This is a genomic window from Coleofasciculus sp. B1-GNL1-01 (assembly GCF_040220235.1).
GTDB lineage: Bacteria > Cyanobacteriota > Cyanobacteriia > Cyanobacteriales > Coleofasciculaceae > Coleofasciculus.
This window is the reverse complement of sequence record NZ_JAVJTO010000096.1, coordinates 20,810-38,558: the sequence shown is the minus strand read 5'-3', so window position 1 is coordinate 38,558 and position 17,749 is coordinate 20,810. Positions and strand designations below refer to the sequence as shown.

The following is a 17,749-nucleotide window of genomic DNA, read 5'->3' as shown; positions in this document are numbered from 1 at the left end:
AGGATTTGATAATTTTTAATTTTTAACATGTATTACGTCTCTACGAATTTATAATGTCCTAACTGTCTTGGCGGTTGCTATAAATTCAGATTCAGTTCTTGGAAAAATTCCGAACTATTTTTCAGATCAATCGTCTGGGGAAACGCAGGCTGATTGTTGATTTGCAGGCGGTATGTTCCTTGCTGTAACCGTTCTAAATAATAAACGCCAGCATCATTAGTAATGGAAAATGACCGAGTACCATAATTCGGTTGGATGGCTTCAACTCTCGCCCCACTCACAGGTTGACCTTGGTTATCGGTGACAATTCCCGATATTGTGTAAGACTGAACCAAGGGAATCAGAATCGGTGTATAACTCCCCGCCACCACCTCCACCGCCAAGGCTTCATTAATCACTTGCCAATCAAAGGGAAAACCCGCCGGATCAAAGTCGAGGCGATAGATTCCAGGGGGTAAATTCATGATGATCCGATCCTCTTGGATATCGGCGCGTAATGATCCCAGAGACTGCTGATTCACTAGGAGTAAGGTAGAGTCGGTGTAGTATTTTTCCCCTGGATCAGGTTTACTATTTTGATTGCGGTCAAAAAAGGGTTGAATCAAGAGTCCGCCTTGGGTGCGGAGATAGTCGGCTTTGGTGTCTCTGGGGGTAATCCCTTGTTGTAGATTGAGACTGGAGACGAGGTTTAAGCTGAAAGCAGAGTTATCGGAACTTACGGCTATCCCTTGATATCGCGCTTGTAGGCGTAAACCCGGTAAAATCGAGGTTCCGACTGAGGCAACTATTCCGGAACCGCGAGAACCGATACCATAGCCTAGTTGGGCATCCCAGAGGGGGTTCCCATCCCCCGATTTTTGGGGGGAACGATAGCGCCAAGTCAGGCTGGCTAAAGAGTCATGACTATTTTGGTTACGGGTATCATAACCGAGAACCAAAGAATGACCCGTACTTAAGCTATCCGAGAAACGATAACCGAGTTCAGATTGGGTGCTAATTTCATTCCCCAATGACCGAAATTCCCATTGATTCAGGCGTTGAATCAAGTTCCACCGGAAACGGCTTTGGGTATCGACGCTGAGACGGGCAAAGGTAAAGGCGTTTTTGCTGCTTAAAGCGAATTGTACACCAGCCGCCGTTGCATCATTGGTGCTGGTATTGGCAAATAGGGTGAAACCCGGTAACACTTGCCAAGACGCATTCAACCGTTGGGCGAAGCGATCGCTTGTGAATCGGGCGGTAAAATTAGGGGAGGGTTCAAACAGTACGTTGGCGTTAATATCCCAGTCGGACTCCTCTGTACCACTTAAAACGGAGACGGCGGCTTTTAAAGGGAAGCCTTCTGGCTGAAAAAAGGCTTCTGCTAATCCCCGAAACGATTCGTCGTAAACCGCACCAGCCCCTAATGTCAGGCTATTAGAAACCCCCCAGCGCCCCATCACTCCACCTTGGATGTCGGTAAAATTGCCCAATATTTCTTGATTCAAACCCGACAATTGTCGCCGCCATCCTCCAGAGACAATAACGGCTGTTGATCCGGCGGGGATTTGTCCGGGTACATTGGAAAAAGTGGCGTCTCGAAGTTCTGGGGTTTCCGTGAGTCGCCCTTGGGGATAGAGTAAAATACGATAATTATTGAACGATTGACTCTCGAATTCCACATCCTCGAAGCGGTAGACACCTGAAGAATCCACCAGAACTTCTGCGATCGCGTCATCACTTAATCCTCGCACCAAACGCACTAATGTTCCCGGTTCCGCTGTTCCAGAAATCGTGCGTCCGATTTGCGCCGCTTGTAGGCGTTGACGGGGATCAGAACCGCCGTAGAGTTGGAGTTGGGGGATAAAACCATTCCGTTGAATCGTGGTGAATCCCCAATAATCTCCTGGACTTTGACTACGCCAGAAAGGGGGTTGAGATCCAATAATATAATCCGCCGCATCCGTTTGGCGTTGAAATCGCGCTTCCGCTAAACTCCAGGTATCAGAGGAGAAGAGTTGGGGTTGATTGGCGCGGATATACCAACTCCCCCCAAAAATACTCCCCACAGCGGATACATTTCCTCGATAGTTCGGTGATTGAGTCGCCGTTCCACTCGCATCAATTCGTTGTTCAACAGCGGAAAGGGAGAAGCCAGAGGGGGCAATTCGGGGCAATCCTTCGGTTTGGATAATGACGTCTCGTTTTCCCCGTTGACGCCGTTGATTTAACCAGGGGGCTTGAATTGAAACTGCATAATCAATAATGTCAAATTCGATTTCTACGCCGAATAAGGTTCGCACATCCGCCACGGAAAACACCAAGCCTAATTCTGAATCCGTCTTGAGTTGACTGGGGTTGAGGCGAATAACCTGGGTAGGCGATCGCAGTTCGATTTGATTGTCGGGTAAAACGGTCGCGGTTAATTTTAAGGCTTTGACGATAGCGTCGTAAGGTAACAACCATTGTTCAAAATTAATCGCAGCTTCTCCGTCTTCTTGCCCGCGAATTAAAGTGCTAGTAATTACCGGGCGATTGTTGACTTTGATTCCTACCAGAAAGGAGGAGAAATCATCTGGAACTTGGGCAATTGAAAATTGAGTTTGAGGAAGGGTTAAGATATCCGGGTTTTGCGGGGGTAATGTTTCGGGTTGAGGTGTGGGTTCCTGATCCGTGAGTTTTTCGGGTTCTGATGTTGAATTAGCCGGATTTAAGCTAGGATTTGAGTCTGCTGGGGATGGTAAACTATTCGATGTTGAATTATTTGGTTCAGCCGGATAGAGAGTCAGATCCAGATTAACAGGATTGAATTGAATAGAAGGATTCGAGGAAGAAAATTCGGGTTGTATTGGCTGATTATCGGAGATGCTGACTGAAATCGGTTGTCCGAGTTTAGCAGCGTTAGATGATTCTATTCCTTCTGGCAAAGTCGGTAAATTTGAGTCGGAATATTCCGGGAAGAATAATTCAGGTGAACTCGGAATTGAATGAGATGCGACAGGATTTTGGGTGGGAAATGTTGGCGTGTTGGCGATTATAAATGGATGTTCGCGAACTTGATCTGCCTTGTCTGGAGTTACGTGATGTACAATTTCTGGCGGTGAATGGGGCGGTACGGCGTGAAACATAGGGCAGATATTAACGTCTGCTTAAAAAAAGTGGTATTTTATGTTTATAGTTCATGGTTTATTGTTCATAGCAATTAATAATCTACGATGAACAATCAACCATCAAATTTGAAACGCTTTGACAGCAAGGTTAGAAAAAAAGGTAATTTTTTTAGTGTAATCAAACATGGTGCTAAATTTTGCCTGTTCAAGTATTGTTCAAGCGAATAATTAGCTGCTAGGGTTACATTCCCCTCGATTTCCCCAGCAGCTAATTGACTAGACAAAAGCGAAGATTGACGAATAACCTTGTGGCTAAGGAGCTACAGTCAACCGCACAAAAAAGTCATAGTCACCACTAGGAATAAATCCAGTTAGCGGAGTTGTTGACATGTTTACTGTCAGATTGGTTTCACCTGGAAGAGGTACGGCTGCTGGAGTAGCAGGTGCAACAATAGCGACAGCGTTAGCACCAGTACCTGTAACACCAACAGTGGTTAATGCTGTACTATGATCGTAACCCTCAACTGTTCCTTGTTGGGCAGGAGCATCTGCTGTTAGTGTGGCAAGAACATTGTTGCAGGTAAGTTTAGCAGTACCAGCTGTACCACCATCAGCAATAGCACTGCTTAATGTAGTTCCAGTGACGAGTCCTAGAGTTCCATTATTAACCTCGCTAAACGTGCAAGATGCGGGAACATTAGCGGTAAAATGAACATCGGTAGTTTCCTCAGCTTGTGCCGAAGAAGTGAATCCAACAGTACCGCACAGAACTAAAGTAGAAGCGATTAGGGTCTTACGAATCATTGACTTGAATTCCTCAAAAGCTTTGTTTGATTTACAAGTCAATCTTATTCAAAACCCTAGCCTGAAAAAATCGGGTAAATTACGGGAATTTGTTAATAACTACTGAAATCAAAATCCGTATATACACTGAGGCTGAGTCAGACAAAATATGAGAACTGTACTTTAAACTGACGCCTCAAACCCTTGAAACCTTCATCCAGTAAAGCTTTTATCGTTGTTGTGTCGAAGGCTAGTAAACAGAGATTATCATCGTTCTCAGCAGTCATTTCCCAGTGATACTTACTCATCAACTCCAAGGAGACTCTGATCAACCAATGAGGGGTTTGACCCCTTATCCCTTACAATAATTCAGATATGGGGATTATCGAAGATAAGGATTATTTGTCTCTATGAAACAGGCGATTCAGGTGGTACTATCACTATTACCCCTACTGGTGCTTGGCATAAGCCGCGATCGCGCTGACGCCACACCGACTCAATGCCGTCAAATTCGCCAGGTACGTCGCCTCGCGATACAACAAGGTTTAGACGACGAAAACCTGGCTACCCTAGAAGCGCAATACTGTGACACCGCCCAACCCTCAGCAGTAGAAACGATTCCATCCCCAACCGCTAGCCAGGAATGTCTGGATCTCACCATCATGACACGACTGGCGCGACTGTCTGACGGAACCAACAATCTGGTGCGATTAGTCGAGAGTCAGCAACAATTCGCCTGTGGATTAGCCGATACTTGGGGACGGGCAATTATTGAATACCCGAATGGACAACGGGCAAAAATTGGTGATAATTGGCAGTATCCCAACGGACAAACGGCGAAATTTGGCGCAATTTGGAACTATCCCAACGGACAAACCGCAAAAATCGCCTCTCGCTGGTATTATCCCAATGGAGAAATCGCTAAATTTGGCACACGTTGGAGTTACCCCACAGGACAATCAGTAAACTTTGAAAATCTGGTAACCTGGGCGTGCAGTATCATAAACCGGGGTGAATGCGCCTCACGATTATTAGCGTTGCGAAATACCAATGATTTTTGGAGTGAAATGGCAACCTTAGAGTTAGCTTGGCAAGCGTACAGTCAATCAATTGTAGGGGCGGGTTTAGTCACTCAGATAAGCTTTTCACCGATAACTGCTCAACAAAACCCGCCCTTATATTACCCCCTTTTAACCCGTGGTTTAAACCTCCGGGCGATTGATTAGAATGGGGCTTTCATTAAGGACTTTCACAGTCGGTGGCGTTTTGCCAATTCACCTGAGGGGTTACGGTGGGCGATTCCGCTACCAAAACAATCTGCCCATTTGCCAATTTTACCCACCCTTGCGCTTCAATAATTTGCCGAGGTTGATTTGAATTGGACGTGACAGATTCTGGTTGCGTTTGGGTTGGAGTCTCCTCATCTAAAGTTACCCAATCACTGACCATCACGTCACTCTCCAGAACATCCAGAGGACTCGGTGGAATACCACCACGACCTGTGAAAATAAAGCTACTAGCTAAGGCTGCACCTCCCGCATTGCAGGAACGGTCAATCAGGCGTTCTGCATCAACAAAATTAGTCGGTAACTCGGTTAACCCTTGACCAAAGAAAGGTACGGGAGTGGTAACTGAACCATCGCGACCTGTTCGAGAGTCGGCGGAGATATCAACGCGCTCATTAATGCGAAATCGATTCACATTCTCGACAATATCAACGACATTAACTGGCTGATTACCAGAAAACTGAGCAAAGTCCACCGAAATATCGACCTCACCATTACGGCGAAACCGATCTAAGTCACCCGGATTACGACCGACTGGAATCGCCCGATCACTCGAAAACAAATCAGCCAGAAATACTGAGGAGTTAATGATAATATCGCCTCCGGGTCCAGCATCAGCATTTGCTAGAATATCGCTGTCCTCCAGAGCCACAAAACTATTAGAGTTTATCTGAATATTGCCACCGCCACCTGTACTATCAAATACACTCGTGCTAATTAGACTGCTGTTACGCAGGAGAATATCTTGAGCCGTGATATCGATATTACCACCACCAAATTGTAAGGACGTAGCCACAACTTGACCTTGACGCGATCGCAGCTCATCATTCAAACGGATGAAAATATTGCCAGCATTGTTCAACCCTTCACTGCGACTGGTGATACGTCCGCGATTGGCGAGTTCCAGAGAATTCCCTTGCAACTGAATATCTCCACCCAATCCTTGACCAAATGTGCCAGAGGATACGGCGGCTTCATCCTCTATTCTTAATTGTCCGGTGGTAATGGTAAGAGTTCCCCCGTTTCCTATACTGTCGGGACGAGTTTGAGTGGTAATATCGCTGCCAAAACCGATAACATTGACCGTATCGTTGGCACTAATGGTTAAGTTTCCTGAATTACCAGAACCAAAGGTATCCGTGACGATTGCACCAGCGTTATCAACCGTTAACTGTTGGGTATTTATGGTTAAATCGCCACCGGATGCTTCACCCCGACCTTGTGTCGAAATCACTCCATTCTTCGCCACATTTACGGAGTCTGTGGCAATAACAATCAGGTTTCCTGAATCCCCTTGAGTAAAATTTCCTTGAGCGGCTATATTAACATTATTCCGAATTCGTTCAATTAAATCAGGTGAATAAAGGTTCGGGTCAAGACTGTTCAAATCAAATGTACTGGCATCTAAACTGCTACTGAAAACTTTACCCTCGTCTTGGACATTTAAACTTCGGGTTTCGATTAAAAGGTTTCCACCAGTTCCTGTACCGAGAGTACCTGTTGATAATAGACCATCACGGATTACATTAACCGAGTTTTTGGCTTGTACTGTTAGGTTTCCCGCACTCCCTTGACCCGCTGTACTGGTGACCACACCACTACCATCACGAATCGTAAGAGTTCCCGTTTCGATTAAAAGATTACCCCCTATTCCTGAACCAAACGATAGACTTGAGATCACACTCCCTTTGTCTACCGTAACGGATTCGGATTGGCGAATGGCAATACTGCCAGCATCGCCTTGACCCGTCGTGCTAGTGTTAATAATTCCCCCATTTTCAAGGGTCAAATTTCTCGTTTCCATCGAGATAGTCCCACCAAATCCTGCCGCCGCGTTAGCCACTATAGACCCGCCATTAGCTAGGTCGATAAAATCGGTGGCTTGAATTGTCTGATTTCCACCATTGCCAGCCGTTGACGCCGTTGTGATAGTCCCCCCATTGCGAGCAATTAACTGATCGGTTTCAATCGTTACTTGCCCAGCATTTCCGGTTGCGCCTGGATGCGCTTGAGCAGACAAAGCGCTGGGATAAATCTTGCCCGTTCCGGTTAATTCAATCTCAGAGGCTTGAACAGTTAGCTCCCCACCCTCTTCACCCGTAAACGTGGAAACATAAACCCCTGCACCATCACGGGCAATTAATCGTTCGGTTTCAATCGTTATTTTGCCACTGACTCCTGTGCTTCCCGGTTGATTGTTAGCCAAAATTCCACTCGGAAAACCATTGAATGACGAGTCGCCAATTAGTTCAATTTCCGACGCTCTGACAATGATTTCTCCAGCATTTCCAGAACCCGATGTTGTTGCAGTTATTTGTGCGCCATTTCCAGCGGTTAACTGTTCTGTTTCAATGGTAATCCTACCCGCATTGCCACTAGAACCTCGATTGGTTTGTGCAGCAATACCTGTAAGAATATTAGATGAAGCGTTCACGGATTCAGTCATTTCAATTTCAGTCGCCCGGACATCTAGATTCCCGGCGTTACCCAATCCAAATGTACTGGTGTCTACCTGTCCTTTATTCTGAAGAATTAACCGCCCTGTTTCAATCGTCATGTCTCCCGAATCTCCGAGAAACCCCGATTCGGTATTGACTGTCGCCTCCTCGACTACGATATCACCACCAGCTTGGAGAACGATATCTCCCCCACGAGAGCGAACATCGTCGTTGATAAAAATAGAACCATTATTAGAGGTTATGCCACCGATTAATTGGATATCACCACCCGGCGTGGCAATGCGTCGATTAACGGTAATCGTGTTGCCGGCTTGGGCGGTAAGTCCGATGCCAGATTGTCGGATATTAACGGCAGCATTAAAAATAATATTATTGGTCGCCTGAAGCACGACATCCGCCGCAGCATTGTTAATCGCCGTCGCATTAATTTTGGTGTCACCATCAGCCCCAATATCTGGATCAGCAAACCCATCAACATCATTTAAATTATCAGTTTCATTTGCAAAAAGTACAACTTCGATATTTGTCGGATCAAGGAGTAGTGTTCCCGTTGTTCCATTCGCGGCAGTCGTATCGACTAATCCATCAAACTCTAAAACGTCTTTCCCCGAAACCTCCACAAAGCCACCATTACCAGACATTTCACCCCCACGGGCGCTAATCGTGCCATAAAAATGAGTGACTTCATCCGACCAAACCAATACGTTACCACCATCACTATTGCTAATTCCATTGGCATTGATAATGGTATCAGGACTGACAAAGGTTCGATTAGCATGAGTAACTGATGGAATGTATAGGTTATTCGCTTCCTCAGCTATACCAATCAATACCGTACCGCCTCCCATCTCGCTGGAGACATCAATTTGAGCATTCTCGAACAATCCCACGCGATCGCCTAATACCTGTACTGTTCCTCCGGGTGCTGTCAGTATCCCGGTATTGGTGACAGTATTGCCATACAAACTCAGGGTTTCACCGACACCCACTTCTAACGTCCCAGCATTGGCAATCTTTCCGTTTGAATTTGACCCATACTGCAATCCTGGTGTTAAATTAATCGTTAATAACGGCGGTGCTTCAGGATTCGTAGCGCTAAACTCCACCCCATTCTCCAACACCACAGAATTCGCCGTAGACGCCACAAACGAACCCGCGATATCCAACCGCGCATTTTCTCCAAAAATAATCCCATTGGGATTCAACAAAAATAAACTGGCGTCCCCATTGACTCCCAACGTTCCCAAAATATCCGAGACATCACTCCCCGTCACCCGACTGAAAATCGTTTCAATCCCCACCGGATTGGCGAAATAAACCCGCAATCCCTCGCCAACATTAAACTCAGAGAAACTGTGAAACAACGCCGCGTCCCGTGTCGCCCCACCTTCAATTAAATCCGCCGGAAGTCCCTGGATATCTACATTGGGCGTAACCACGGAATTTTCAGTTCCTAGGGTAGTATCCGGTGTAATCTGAGCCACAGCAGCCGTATCCCAGAACGCAAAAACGCCGCCAATTCCAACAATCCCGGCGAATGTCCACCACCAATATTTCCAGCTTTGATTCATCACCAATTTGAACCCAAACCATACTTTTCTAGTATATATCTCTCAGCAGTGGGAACTTATGCACGTTGGTAAAAATTTCATCCCGGTTATGAATAAACGTTACAACTCTCAAAAAAGTGCATAAGGGTCAATCCCTCAGAGACAGATGACAGTGAACCGTTTAATCGTGACTCCTTCATTCCGGTGTAACTATGACTTTCACTTTGTCTAGCTTCAAGTCCCTAACTCTTCTGTCTGCAGTAAGTTTACTCACTCCTTTCGTTACTGTTGTACCTGCTAAAGCCGCGAATTTAAATAATACCTCAATTCAGACACAAGTCCAGCCCCTCTATAGGACAACAGGCAATCCTGATGATTATCTTGTGTCTCCCGGAACGGGATATGATGGCGTCGCTCAACTTTCTCTAGGTGGTTTTTGGGGAAGTTCTTGTACAGGTGGATTATTAGGAACAGGCGCTCATATTCTCACGGCGGCTCATTGCCTCACTGATGATTTTGGGACTTTAGATGTTTGGGATGGCACAGCCACGTTTGACTTATCCACAGGTGATGTCAATCTCTCCATTGCTGATATCTTTGTTCATGATGACTGGACGGGTGATTTATCTAATGGCTATGATATTGCCATTTTAGAGCTAACCGATATTGCCCCAGATACAGTCGATCGCTATGACATTTATCGAAATAACAACGAAGTGGGTAAAGTTGGCGATAAAGTCGGTTATGGTCAATCTGGAAATGGTAACGTTGGTGATGAATTTTGGGATGGCTTGAAGCGTTCCGGTCAGAATCGTTATGATGCTTCCGGGGATTTGTTTAATCAACTATTATCCGATAACTTCAGTGACGCCTTATTAGCTTACGACTTTGACAACGGACTTGCCGCGAATGATGCTTTTGGCTATTGGTTTGGCGATGATTATGCTGACTTAGGTTTGGGGTTAAATGAAGTTAACTCAGCACTAGGAGATTCTGGAAGTCCCACATTTATTGATGGCGCGATCGCAGGAGTGACTTCCTTTGGTTTACGAGTTTATTACCTGAATGGTATTTCCTCTGATATTGACGATGCCCTCAATTCTTCCTTTGGCGAGTTTTCCTTTGATACCCGTGCGTCATTTTACACGAATTGGATCGACGATATTCTAACCAGTTGGCAGCCTCCAACGCCTCCTGTTGTAGACAATCCAGTACCTACACCTCCTGTTGTAGACAATCCAACACCTACGCCTCCTGTGGTAAACGATCCAGGGGATGACATTGATGAAAACTTACCGAGTGATGATGATGTTGCCGATGATCCAATCGACAATACTCCCGATGACGAGATTCCTGATCACCCAGATGATAGTATTGGTGACGATAGCCCAAGTGATCCAGTGTCCGTACCCGAACCTAGAAGTTTAGCTGGACTGATGGCATTCGCTACAGGATTATGGCTAACCAAAAAGAAAAAGGTGAGCCGTTGATTAGTCCGTTAAAAACCTGGGTAGAGACGTTGCATGCAACGTCTGGACGGGTTTAGTTACATCTGGGTACAACCGAAAAGATAGTAGTGAAACCCGCCCCTACAGAGATGCCATATACTGTGAAAACTCAGAATAAGCTGTCATGCATTTAAATTGGGTATTAGTAGCGAGCAAGATGCTCAATGCAGCGAGCAAGATGCAAAGCCTGCGGCATGGCTTCGCTAAACGCACTACGGCAAGGATTGCGCCATTATTGATATTAAGGTTTAAATGCCGAACAGCTTAAAGGCATAAGATAGGCTAAGATTGAACGGTTTCTAGGGGACGCGATCGCAAAATCTGACTGTTTGGCATAAGCTTGAGAGTATCGATACGAATAGGTGACTGGCTTGGCTTCAGGGGAATCATCTCCTGATGGCAAACTGTGCAAAACCAATAAATACCTTGCCGTCTTACGTGGCGTAAGAGGGGATGACCACAACAAAGACAAGTTTTGACTCCCATAATTGCCTATCTCCTGATTTCATCAACAGTTGCTAACCACAGATCCGCGAATCGCTAACTAAGACAAGTCATCAGTCAGTAGAAATGTTCCCGCAGAACCTCTGTCCAAAGTCATAACCGGGAAGTATAAGTAGCGAATGTTACTGAAGGATAGTTCAGTAAATGATTATGATTTGGCAGCTAGACTGATTAGCTAGAATGGATGGTATAGCAATTCCATAGCCTCATAAAGTATCTTTTGATATAAAATCAGCCTAAAATCCAGAAATTTAACAAATAGTTTTGGTAACTATCCATACAAAATAGAGGTTGGGTAGGAAGCGGCGCTAGTAGAAGTCTCCAAAAGGTGATCCTTCATCTATCCCAAGACAGAAGACGGGGAGGACAGTAATTCGGTAATCCTCTAGGGCAGAAGGGGTAGAAGGAAAAAGTACCCCAGCTAAAAAGGGGATTACATCAATTTTTGGTTAGGAGAGATTATACCGAGCAGTTTACGAGCGCGATCGCACCTGAAGAGGAAAAGACTCCACCAACCACTTAGCGCCAAGGCATAACAGATTTTTACACAGACGTTCCGGATCGCGGTCTGATGCGGTTAAGCTGACGGATAGAGCGAAAGCAAACCCCAACGTCTGATACCTTGGCATCGCCAATTTTAGAGACTAGAGTAGCAGGGGGAACGATATTAAATCGTGTCATCAGTAACAACCAGTCTATGAATAACCAAGTTTTTGAACCCAATAGCGATCAACCCATCCAGTCGAATGTCTGCCTCCCGGAAATTCAAGTAGAAGACGATCGCACCGGGATGACGGTAGAGACGCTAAAACGTGCCTTTGCCGATAACTTGTACTATATCCAGGGCAAGAACGAGTTCTTAGCTACCCCCTACGATTACTACATGGCTCTGGCTTACACGGTACGCGATCGCTTGCTGCATCGGTGGATTAATACCGCGACAACCTACCTGCAAAAAGAGGTCAAGTCCGTTTATTATCTCTCAGCAGAGTTTTTAATGGGTCGTCAGTTAAGCAATAACTTGCTCAACCTGAATATGTACGACCGAGTGTGTCAAGCCTTAGAAGAATCCGGATTAAAGCTGGATGACTTAATGGCACTCGAACCCGAACCTGGACTGGGAAATGGCGGGTTAGGGCGTTTAGCCGCCTGTTTTCTGGATTCCCTCGCCACCTTAGAAATTCCCGCCGTTGGCTATGGAATTCGCTATGAATTTGGTATCTTCGATCAGCGTATTGAAGAAGGGGCTCAAGTCGAACATCCTGATAAATGGCTGCGTTTCGGCAACCCTTGGGAAATCCGCCGTCCCGAATTAACCGTTGTCGTCAAGTTTGGCGGACATACCGAAGGGTATCATGATGAGAAGGGTCAGTATCGGGTGCGTTGGATTCCCGATCGCAAAGTCTTAGGAACCCCCTACGATACCCCTGTACCGGGATACCATAACAACACCGTCAATACGCTACGGCTGTGGCGAGCCGGAGCCTCCGAAGAGTTTAACTTCCAAGTATTTGACAGTGGAGACTATTCGGGTGCGGTGACAGACAAGATATTCTCCGAGAATATCTCAAAAGTCCTGTATCCCAACGATAATACTTCTCAAGGTCAACAACTGCGCTTGGAACAGCAGTATTTCTTCGTGAGCTGTTCTCTACAAGACATCATTCATACCTACCGCCGCACTCACCGAAATTTTGACCAGTTCCACGAAAAAATCGCCATCCAACTCAATGACACCCATCCCTCGATTGGGATTGCCGAGTTAATGCGGTTGTTGGTGGATAAATATCAATTGGGATGGAACCGAGCCTGGTACATCACCAAGCACACCTTTGGCTATACCAACCATACCCTGCTAGCCGAAGCCCTAGAGCGTTGGCCCGTCAGCTTATTCGAGCGTTTGCTTCCTCGACATCTAGAAATTATCTACGAAATTAATCACCGCTTCCTGGAACAGATCAAAGTGAAATATCCGGGTGATGGGGAGCGAGTACAACGCATGTCCCTGATTGAGGAAGGTGGGGAAAAATTCGTCCGCATGGCACATTTAGCTTGTCTTGGTAGCCATAGCATTAACGGCGTCGCCGCACTCCACACAGAGTTGCTCAAGCAGCGAGTGCTGCACGATTTCTATGAAATGTTCCCCGAACGATTCAACAACAAAACCAATGGCATTACCCCACGTCGCTGGCTCTTACTGAGTAATCCCCAACTTTCCAACTTAATCACGGAAAAAATCGGTGACAATTGGGTGACTCACCTGCAAGAGTTGCAAAAACTGGAAGCCTTTGCCGATGATCCAGAGTTTCGCCAACGGTTTGTCGAGATTAAGCAGCAGCACAAGCAAGAGTTAGTGGATTATATTTTGCTGTTTAATGACGTGGAAGTCGATCCCAATTCCATGTTTGATGTCCAGGTGAAGCGATTACATGAATACAAGCGTCAGTTGCTCGATGTCTTGTTTATCATTACCCTCTACAACCGGATTAAGCGCAATCCGGGCATCGAAATTCTGCCCCGAACCTTCATTTTTGCAGGCAAGGCAGCTCCAGGCTATTATATGGCGAAGTTGGTGATCCGGTTGATTAATGCTGTGGCTAAAGTGGTCAACAACGACCCCGATGTCGCTGGTCGGATTAAAGTGGTGTTTATGGAAGGATTTTCTGTCTCCTTGGGTCAGAAAATTTACCCGGCGGCAAATCTGTCCGAGCAAATTTCCATGGCAGGTAAAGAAGCTTCCGGCACAGGCAATATGAAGTTTGCCCTGAATGGAGCGCTAACTATTGGCACCCTAGATGGAGCAAATATTGAGATTCGGGAAGCTGTAGGGGCTGATAATTTCTTCTTATTTGGTTTAACCGCACAAGAGGTCTATGACTTGAAATCCCGGGGCTACAACCCGATGGACTACTACCATAGTAATGCTCAATTAAAAGAAGTGATTGAGCGCATTGCTTCAGGTGACTTCTGTCCTGAGCATCCGGACTTGTTTAAGCCAATTGTGGATTCACTCCTCTACAAAGACGAGTACCTGTTGTTTGCTGACTATCAATCCTATATCGATTGCCAAGATCGTGTCAGTCACGCCTATCGTGACCAAGAGAATTGGATTCGGATGTCCATTTTGAATACAGCTCGCACTGGGAAGTTTTCCTCAGACCGCACGATCCGAGAGTATTGTCAAGAGATCTGGAAGGTTGAACCAGTCACGATTGACATTGAGGAATATGTGCAAGAAGAAGCCGGGTTGAAGGTGACGAAGCCACCCCTTCATATTTAAGTTAAGTTGTGATTAATTGAGGTGCATCACATTAATCATCAAAAGAGTCAGACCCAATTATGTTGCCAATACACTTGAGGTCTGGCTCCTGATTTATACTGAAGTAGTAAACTATCGCGCATTTAAATTCGGAATGGGTAGCGAGCAGGATGATCGCATGACAAAGATTTCACTGTTGTCGATAATAAGGTTTCAAGTCCGAACAGCTTAGAAACGAAACTAATCCTAGAAAAACAGAAGAAAACAAATGCAACCAATTACCCTGAAATCCCACATCGGTTCAGATGGACTCTTACAACTACAGCTGCCTGATGAACTCAAAAACCAGGATGTAACCGTAATTATTCAAATCCAAAAAACAGAATGGCTCTCTATCCTACAAAATACAGCAGGGAGCATTCCTGATTTGAAGCGACCCTCCCAAGGTGAATATGAGGTGCGTGAGTTCCTATGATATCATGTCCCAACGATTGCCCATAATTGCAATGCTGCAATTGCCTTAGCTCACAATCTGACATTGATTACTCATAATATTCGAGAGTTCAATCGGGTACAGGATTTAAAAATTGAAGATTGGCAAAGCAACGAATAATTATAACCATCACTTTTGTTCTTTTTCTGACAAAGTATCTAGTCTCTTGAAAAGTTAGGGTTTACAAAATATCCTTACGCTTGTGTAACCAAAGCGCGATCGCCAGATAAACAACGGTATGGACACAAAGGATACCCCAGTTAAGTCTCAGGTTGTCCCAGGTTGGATCATAAACGGGCGTCGGTTCAAAGGGAAGGGGAAGCGGTTCCATTCCAGGTAGAGGTGTTTGTTCCGGTACCATGGCATTGACATCCACTAAAGCACCATAAGCGCCCACTGACCAACGACTGATGGTTAACCAGGAGAGTTTACGGGCAAAACCAGTCAGTTCAAAGAGAACGCCAGAAAAGATAATTTGGGGTAGAAAGAGTAAGGATAGGCTATTATTTGCCTCGGTTTCATTGGTGACTAAGGCGGACACCAAGAGTCCTAAACTCAAGGTAGCCATTAACGTTAAAAATGTAGTTAAAGATAAACCAATTGACCAGGGAATTATTTCCGGATTAGGCGATTGAAACCCCACTAAAATAACCAGAACCATCAAAAGAGTTTGCAGAATCGCTAAACCTGAACGGATCAGGAATTTTGACCCCAGATAGGGAAAAATGCCTAAATTAACTAATCGTTCTCTAGCATAAATACTGGATTCTTTGACAATTTCTTGGACTGAACTTAAGAGTCCAACTAAAATGGCTGCACAGGTAAAAATAAATAGGACTCGTAAGGCGAGAGGCGCTTGGGTTATCTCTAGGGTGTCAAGTTCAGCTAAAGGGGTTTTACCCGCTAACGTGAGGACAATTAAGCCAATACCAATTGGGGCGGTGAGTAAGGAGAGGGCGAGACTGCGGCGATCGCGAAGAATTAGTTTTAGGTAGCGTTTACTTAGCAGCCAGAGTTGGTTTAGGGGAGAACTCCCGCTTCCTGAACTGGGTGGGGGTTGGGATGGCGTGACTTTTCCTGGACTTAGGGAGGCTTGAATGTAGCTTTGATAGGCGGCGGAATGATGCAAAAATTTCTCAGTCCAATGCTTGACAGTTTGCTCATTTTCTGATTGAGTTTTGCCTTGGTCGAGTTTGATGTAAATATCGGCAAAGTATTTTAAGTCACCAGAGGGCATTTCAAAGAAGTCCATCGCCTCTTGCGGGGGACCAAAGTAGCACAGATGTCCACCGCGACCCAGAAACGCGATGCGATCGCAGACTTCAATATTGGCGGTTGCATGGGTGACGAGGAGGATGGTGCGCCCCTGATGGGCGAGTTCCCGTAAGAGTTGCATCATCTCTTTGTCCAATCCGGGGTCAAGTCCAGATGTGGGTTCATCCAGGAAAAAGAGTTTGGGATCAGCCAGGAGTTCCACGGCGATACTCACCCGTTTGCGTTGTCCCCCACTCAAATCCCGGACAAAACTGTTGCGGACAAACTCTAGCTTAACTTGGTCAAGAGTGCGATCGACGATCGCGTTGACATGGGTATCCGGGGGTAATCGTAACCGACAGGAGTAGGTGAGGACTTCAGCAACAGTTAAATCCGGATGGACGATATCATCTTGGGGGACATAGCCAATTTGAGACCGATAGAGGTTAAAATTCTGTCGCAGGTTGTCGCCATTGAGAAAAACGGCACCTTCCTGGGTGGGTTCAATGCCTAAGAGGGTTTTTAATAGGGTAGATTTCCCCGTACCACTTCCGCCCACCAAGGCGACAAATTGTCCCGGTTCAATGGGGAGAGAGATGTGACTGAGGATGGTTTTGGTTTGCCCCTGTTTATCTTTAACCTGACGCACTAAGCGATGGGCGTCGAGGCGAATAAAATTGCCTCGATCCACTAATTCCAGGGTGTCTTGGCGTAGTAGTAGGCTAAAGGGTCCGATGCGGATGGTATCGCCATCCTGGAGGGGAACGCTAGTATTGATCAGTTTTTCGTTCAGGAAAGTACCATTGGTGCTACGGTCTTCTAAGACATAGCCACCTTGGGGGAATGGAGTGATAACGGCGTGTAGGCGGGAGACGGTGGGCGCGTCAAGTTGGATGGCGGCGTAGCGTCCAGGAGTCGGTTCCCGTCCCAATTCCACGGGCCACTCCCGTAATCCTTGAAGGGATAGGCGCTGTTTACTGGGTTGGACGGTGAGTTGGCTGCGATTGGGATTGGTATAGGTGAGGAGGATGTAGTTGTGGGGATCTTGACCAATTTCCAGTTGTACACCGCTTTGGAGGAGATAGCCTTGGCTGGTGTTGATTCGGGTTTTGTTGATAAAAATACCATTGGTACTGGGACGTTGACCATCGCCATCGAAAATACGATAGTCTTCACCCTCTTTGCGTAAGATGGCGTGGCGGTTAGAGATAACGCCCCAACTGGGAGGGATGGGGAGGTTAGAGAAAGTGCGATCGCGTCCCAGTGTATGGGTGTCTTGGTTGAGATAAAAGCGCTGGATTTGACCTTGATTGTTGAGTTCAAGGTAGGGGTGAGTCCCGACAACGGTGGTGTGACCAGAGGTGTTGCTTCTTCCCATAACATCATGATAACGGGTTGCGTTACCCGCTCAAGATTTGGATTACGCAAAGGCTCTATCTGTAGGGTGTGTTAGCGAAGCGTAACGCACCTTAACCAGTCTGATAGCAGGGCACGATGGTATCGTGCCCCTACCAACGGCAATTTAGATGTATAAGAAAGTGCGATCGCCCAAACGAATCAACCG

At 46.1% G+C, this 17,749-nt stretch carries 10 protein-coding genes and 1 pseudogene; 5 read left to right on the top strand and 6 right to left on the bottom strand.

Going from position 1 to position 17,749, the window contains the following annotated elements; genetic code table 11:
- Positions 1–77: 77 nt before the first annotated feature.
- Both RID53_RS23850 and RID53_RS23845 read right to left on the bottom strand, forming a co-directional pair.
- Positions 78–3,107 carry a carboxypeptidase regulatory-like domain-containing protein gene (locus tag RID53_RS23850; RefSeq protein ID WP_446390471.1) on the bottom strand — a complete coding sequence of 1,010 codons (3,030 nt, stop codon included), beginning with the start codon at positions 3,105–3,107 and terminating at the stop codon, positions 78–80.
- Positions 3,108–3,401: 294 nt separating this feature from the next.
- Complete coding sequence (locus RID53_RS23845; RefSeq protein ID WP_446390470.1) at positions 3,402–3,893, bottom strand: hypothetical protein; 492 nt, start codon at positions 3,891–3,893, stop codon at positions 3,402–3,404.
- Between the two features lie 389 nt (positions 3,894–4,282).
- Between RID53_RS23845 and RID53_RS23840 the strand changes: the two genes are divergently transcribed.
- Positions 4,283–5,098 (top strand): hypothetical protein, encoded by an 816-nt coding sequence (locus RID53_RS23840; protein WP_446390469.1) that lies wholly within the window; start codon positions 4,283–4,285, stop codon positions 5,096–5,098.
- A 13-nt stretch (positions 5,099–5,111) separates the two neighbouring features.
- Here the strand turns inward: RID53_RS23840 and RID53_RS23835 are convergent, their stop codons facing one another.
- Complete coding sequence (locus RID53_RS23835; RefSeq protein WP_446390468.1) at positions 5,112–9,188, bottom strand: two-partner secretion domain-containing protein; 4,077 nt, start codon at positions 9,186–9,188, stop codon at positions 5,112–5,114.
- Positions 9,189–9,379: 191 nt separating this feature from the next.
- Between RID53_RS23835 and RID53_RS23830 the strand changes: the two genes are divergently transcribed.
- Positions 9,380–10,657 (top strand): trypsin-like serine protease, encoded by a 1,278-nt coding sequence (locus tag RID53_RS23830; RefSeq protein WP_446390467.1) that lies wholly within the window; start codon positions 9,380–9,382, stop codon positions 10,655–10,657.
- 259 nt (positions 10,658–10,916) lie between these two features.
- Here the strand turns inward: RID53_RS23830 and RID53_RS23825 are convergent, their stop codons facing one another.
- Together RID53_RS23825 and RID53_RS23820 are read right to left on the bottom strand one after the other, a co-directional pair.
- The gene (locus tag RID53_RS23825) at positions 10,917–11,141 is read right to left on the bottom strand and encodes a hypothetical protein (RefSeq protein ID WP_446390466.1); all 225 of its coding nucleotides are present in this window, start codon (positions 11,139–11,141) and stop codon (positions 10,917–10,919) included.
- A gap of 511 nt (positions 11,142–11,652) precedes the next feature.
- The gene (locus tag RID53_RS23820; protein ID WP_446390465.1) at positions 11,653–11,808 is read right to left on the bottom strand and encodes a hypothetical protein; all 156 of its coding nucleotides are present in this window, start codon (positions 11,806–11,808) and stop codon (positions 11,653–11,655) included.
- Positions 11,809–11,876: 68 nt separating this feature from the next.
- Here RID53_RS23820 and RID53_RS23815 point away from each other — a divergent pair, with 68 nt between their 5' ends.
- The 3 genes and pseudogenes from RID53_RS23815 to RID53_RS23805 form a co-directional block, all read left to right on the top strand.
- The gene (locus RID53_RS23815; protein WP_446390464.1) at positions 11,877–14,459 is read left to right on the top strand and encodes a glycogen/starch/alpha-glucan phosphorylase; all 2,583 of its coding nucleotides are present in this window, start codon (positions 11,877–11,879) and stop codon (positions 14,457–14,459) included.
- A 247-nt stretch (positions 14,460–14,706) separates the two neighbouring features.
- Positions 14,707–14,913, top strand: a complete 207-nt coding sequence (locus RID53_RS23810; RefSeq protein WP_446390463.1) for a hypothetical protein — start codon at positions 14,707–14,709, stop codon at positions 14,911–14,913.
- A 33-nt stretch (positions 14,914–14,946) separates the two neighbouring features.
- A pseudogene (locus RID53_RS23805) lies at positions 14,947–15,051 on the top strand (PIN domain-containing protein); the annotation flags it as partial.
- Positions 15,052–15,112: 61 nt separating this feature from the next.
- Here RID53_RS23805 and RID53_RS23800 read toward each other — a convergent pair.
- Positions 15,113–17,563: an ATP-binding cassette domain-containing protein gene (locus RID53_RS23800; protein ID WP_446390462.1), complete on the bottom strand. Its 2,451-nt coding sequence runs from the start codon at positions 17,561–17,563 to the stop codon at positions 15,113–15,115.
- Between the last annotated feature and the right edge of the window lie 186 nt (positions 17,564–17,749).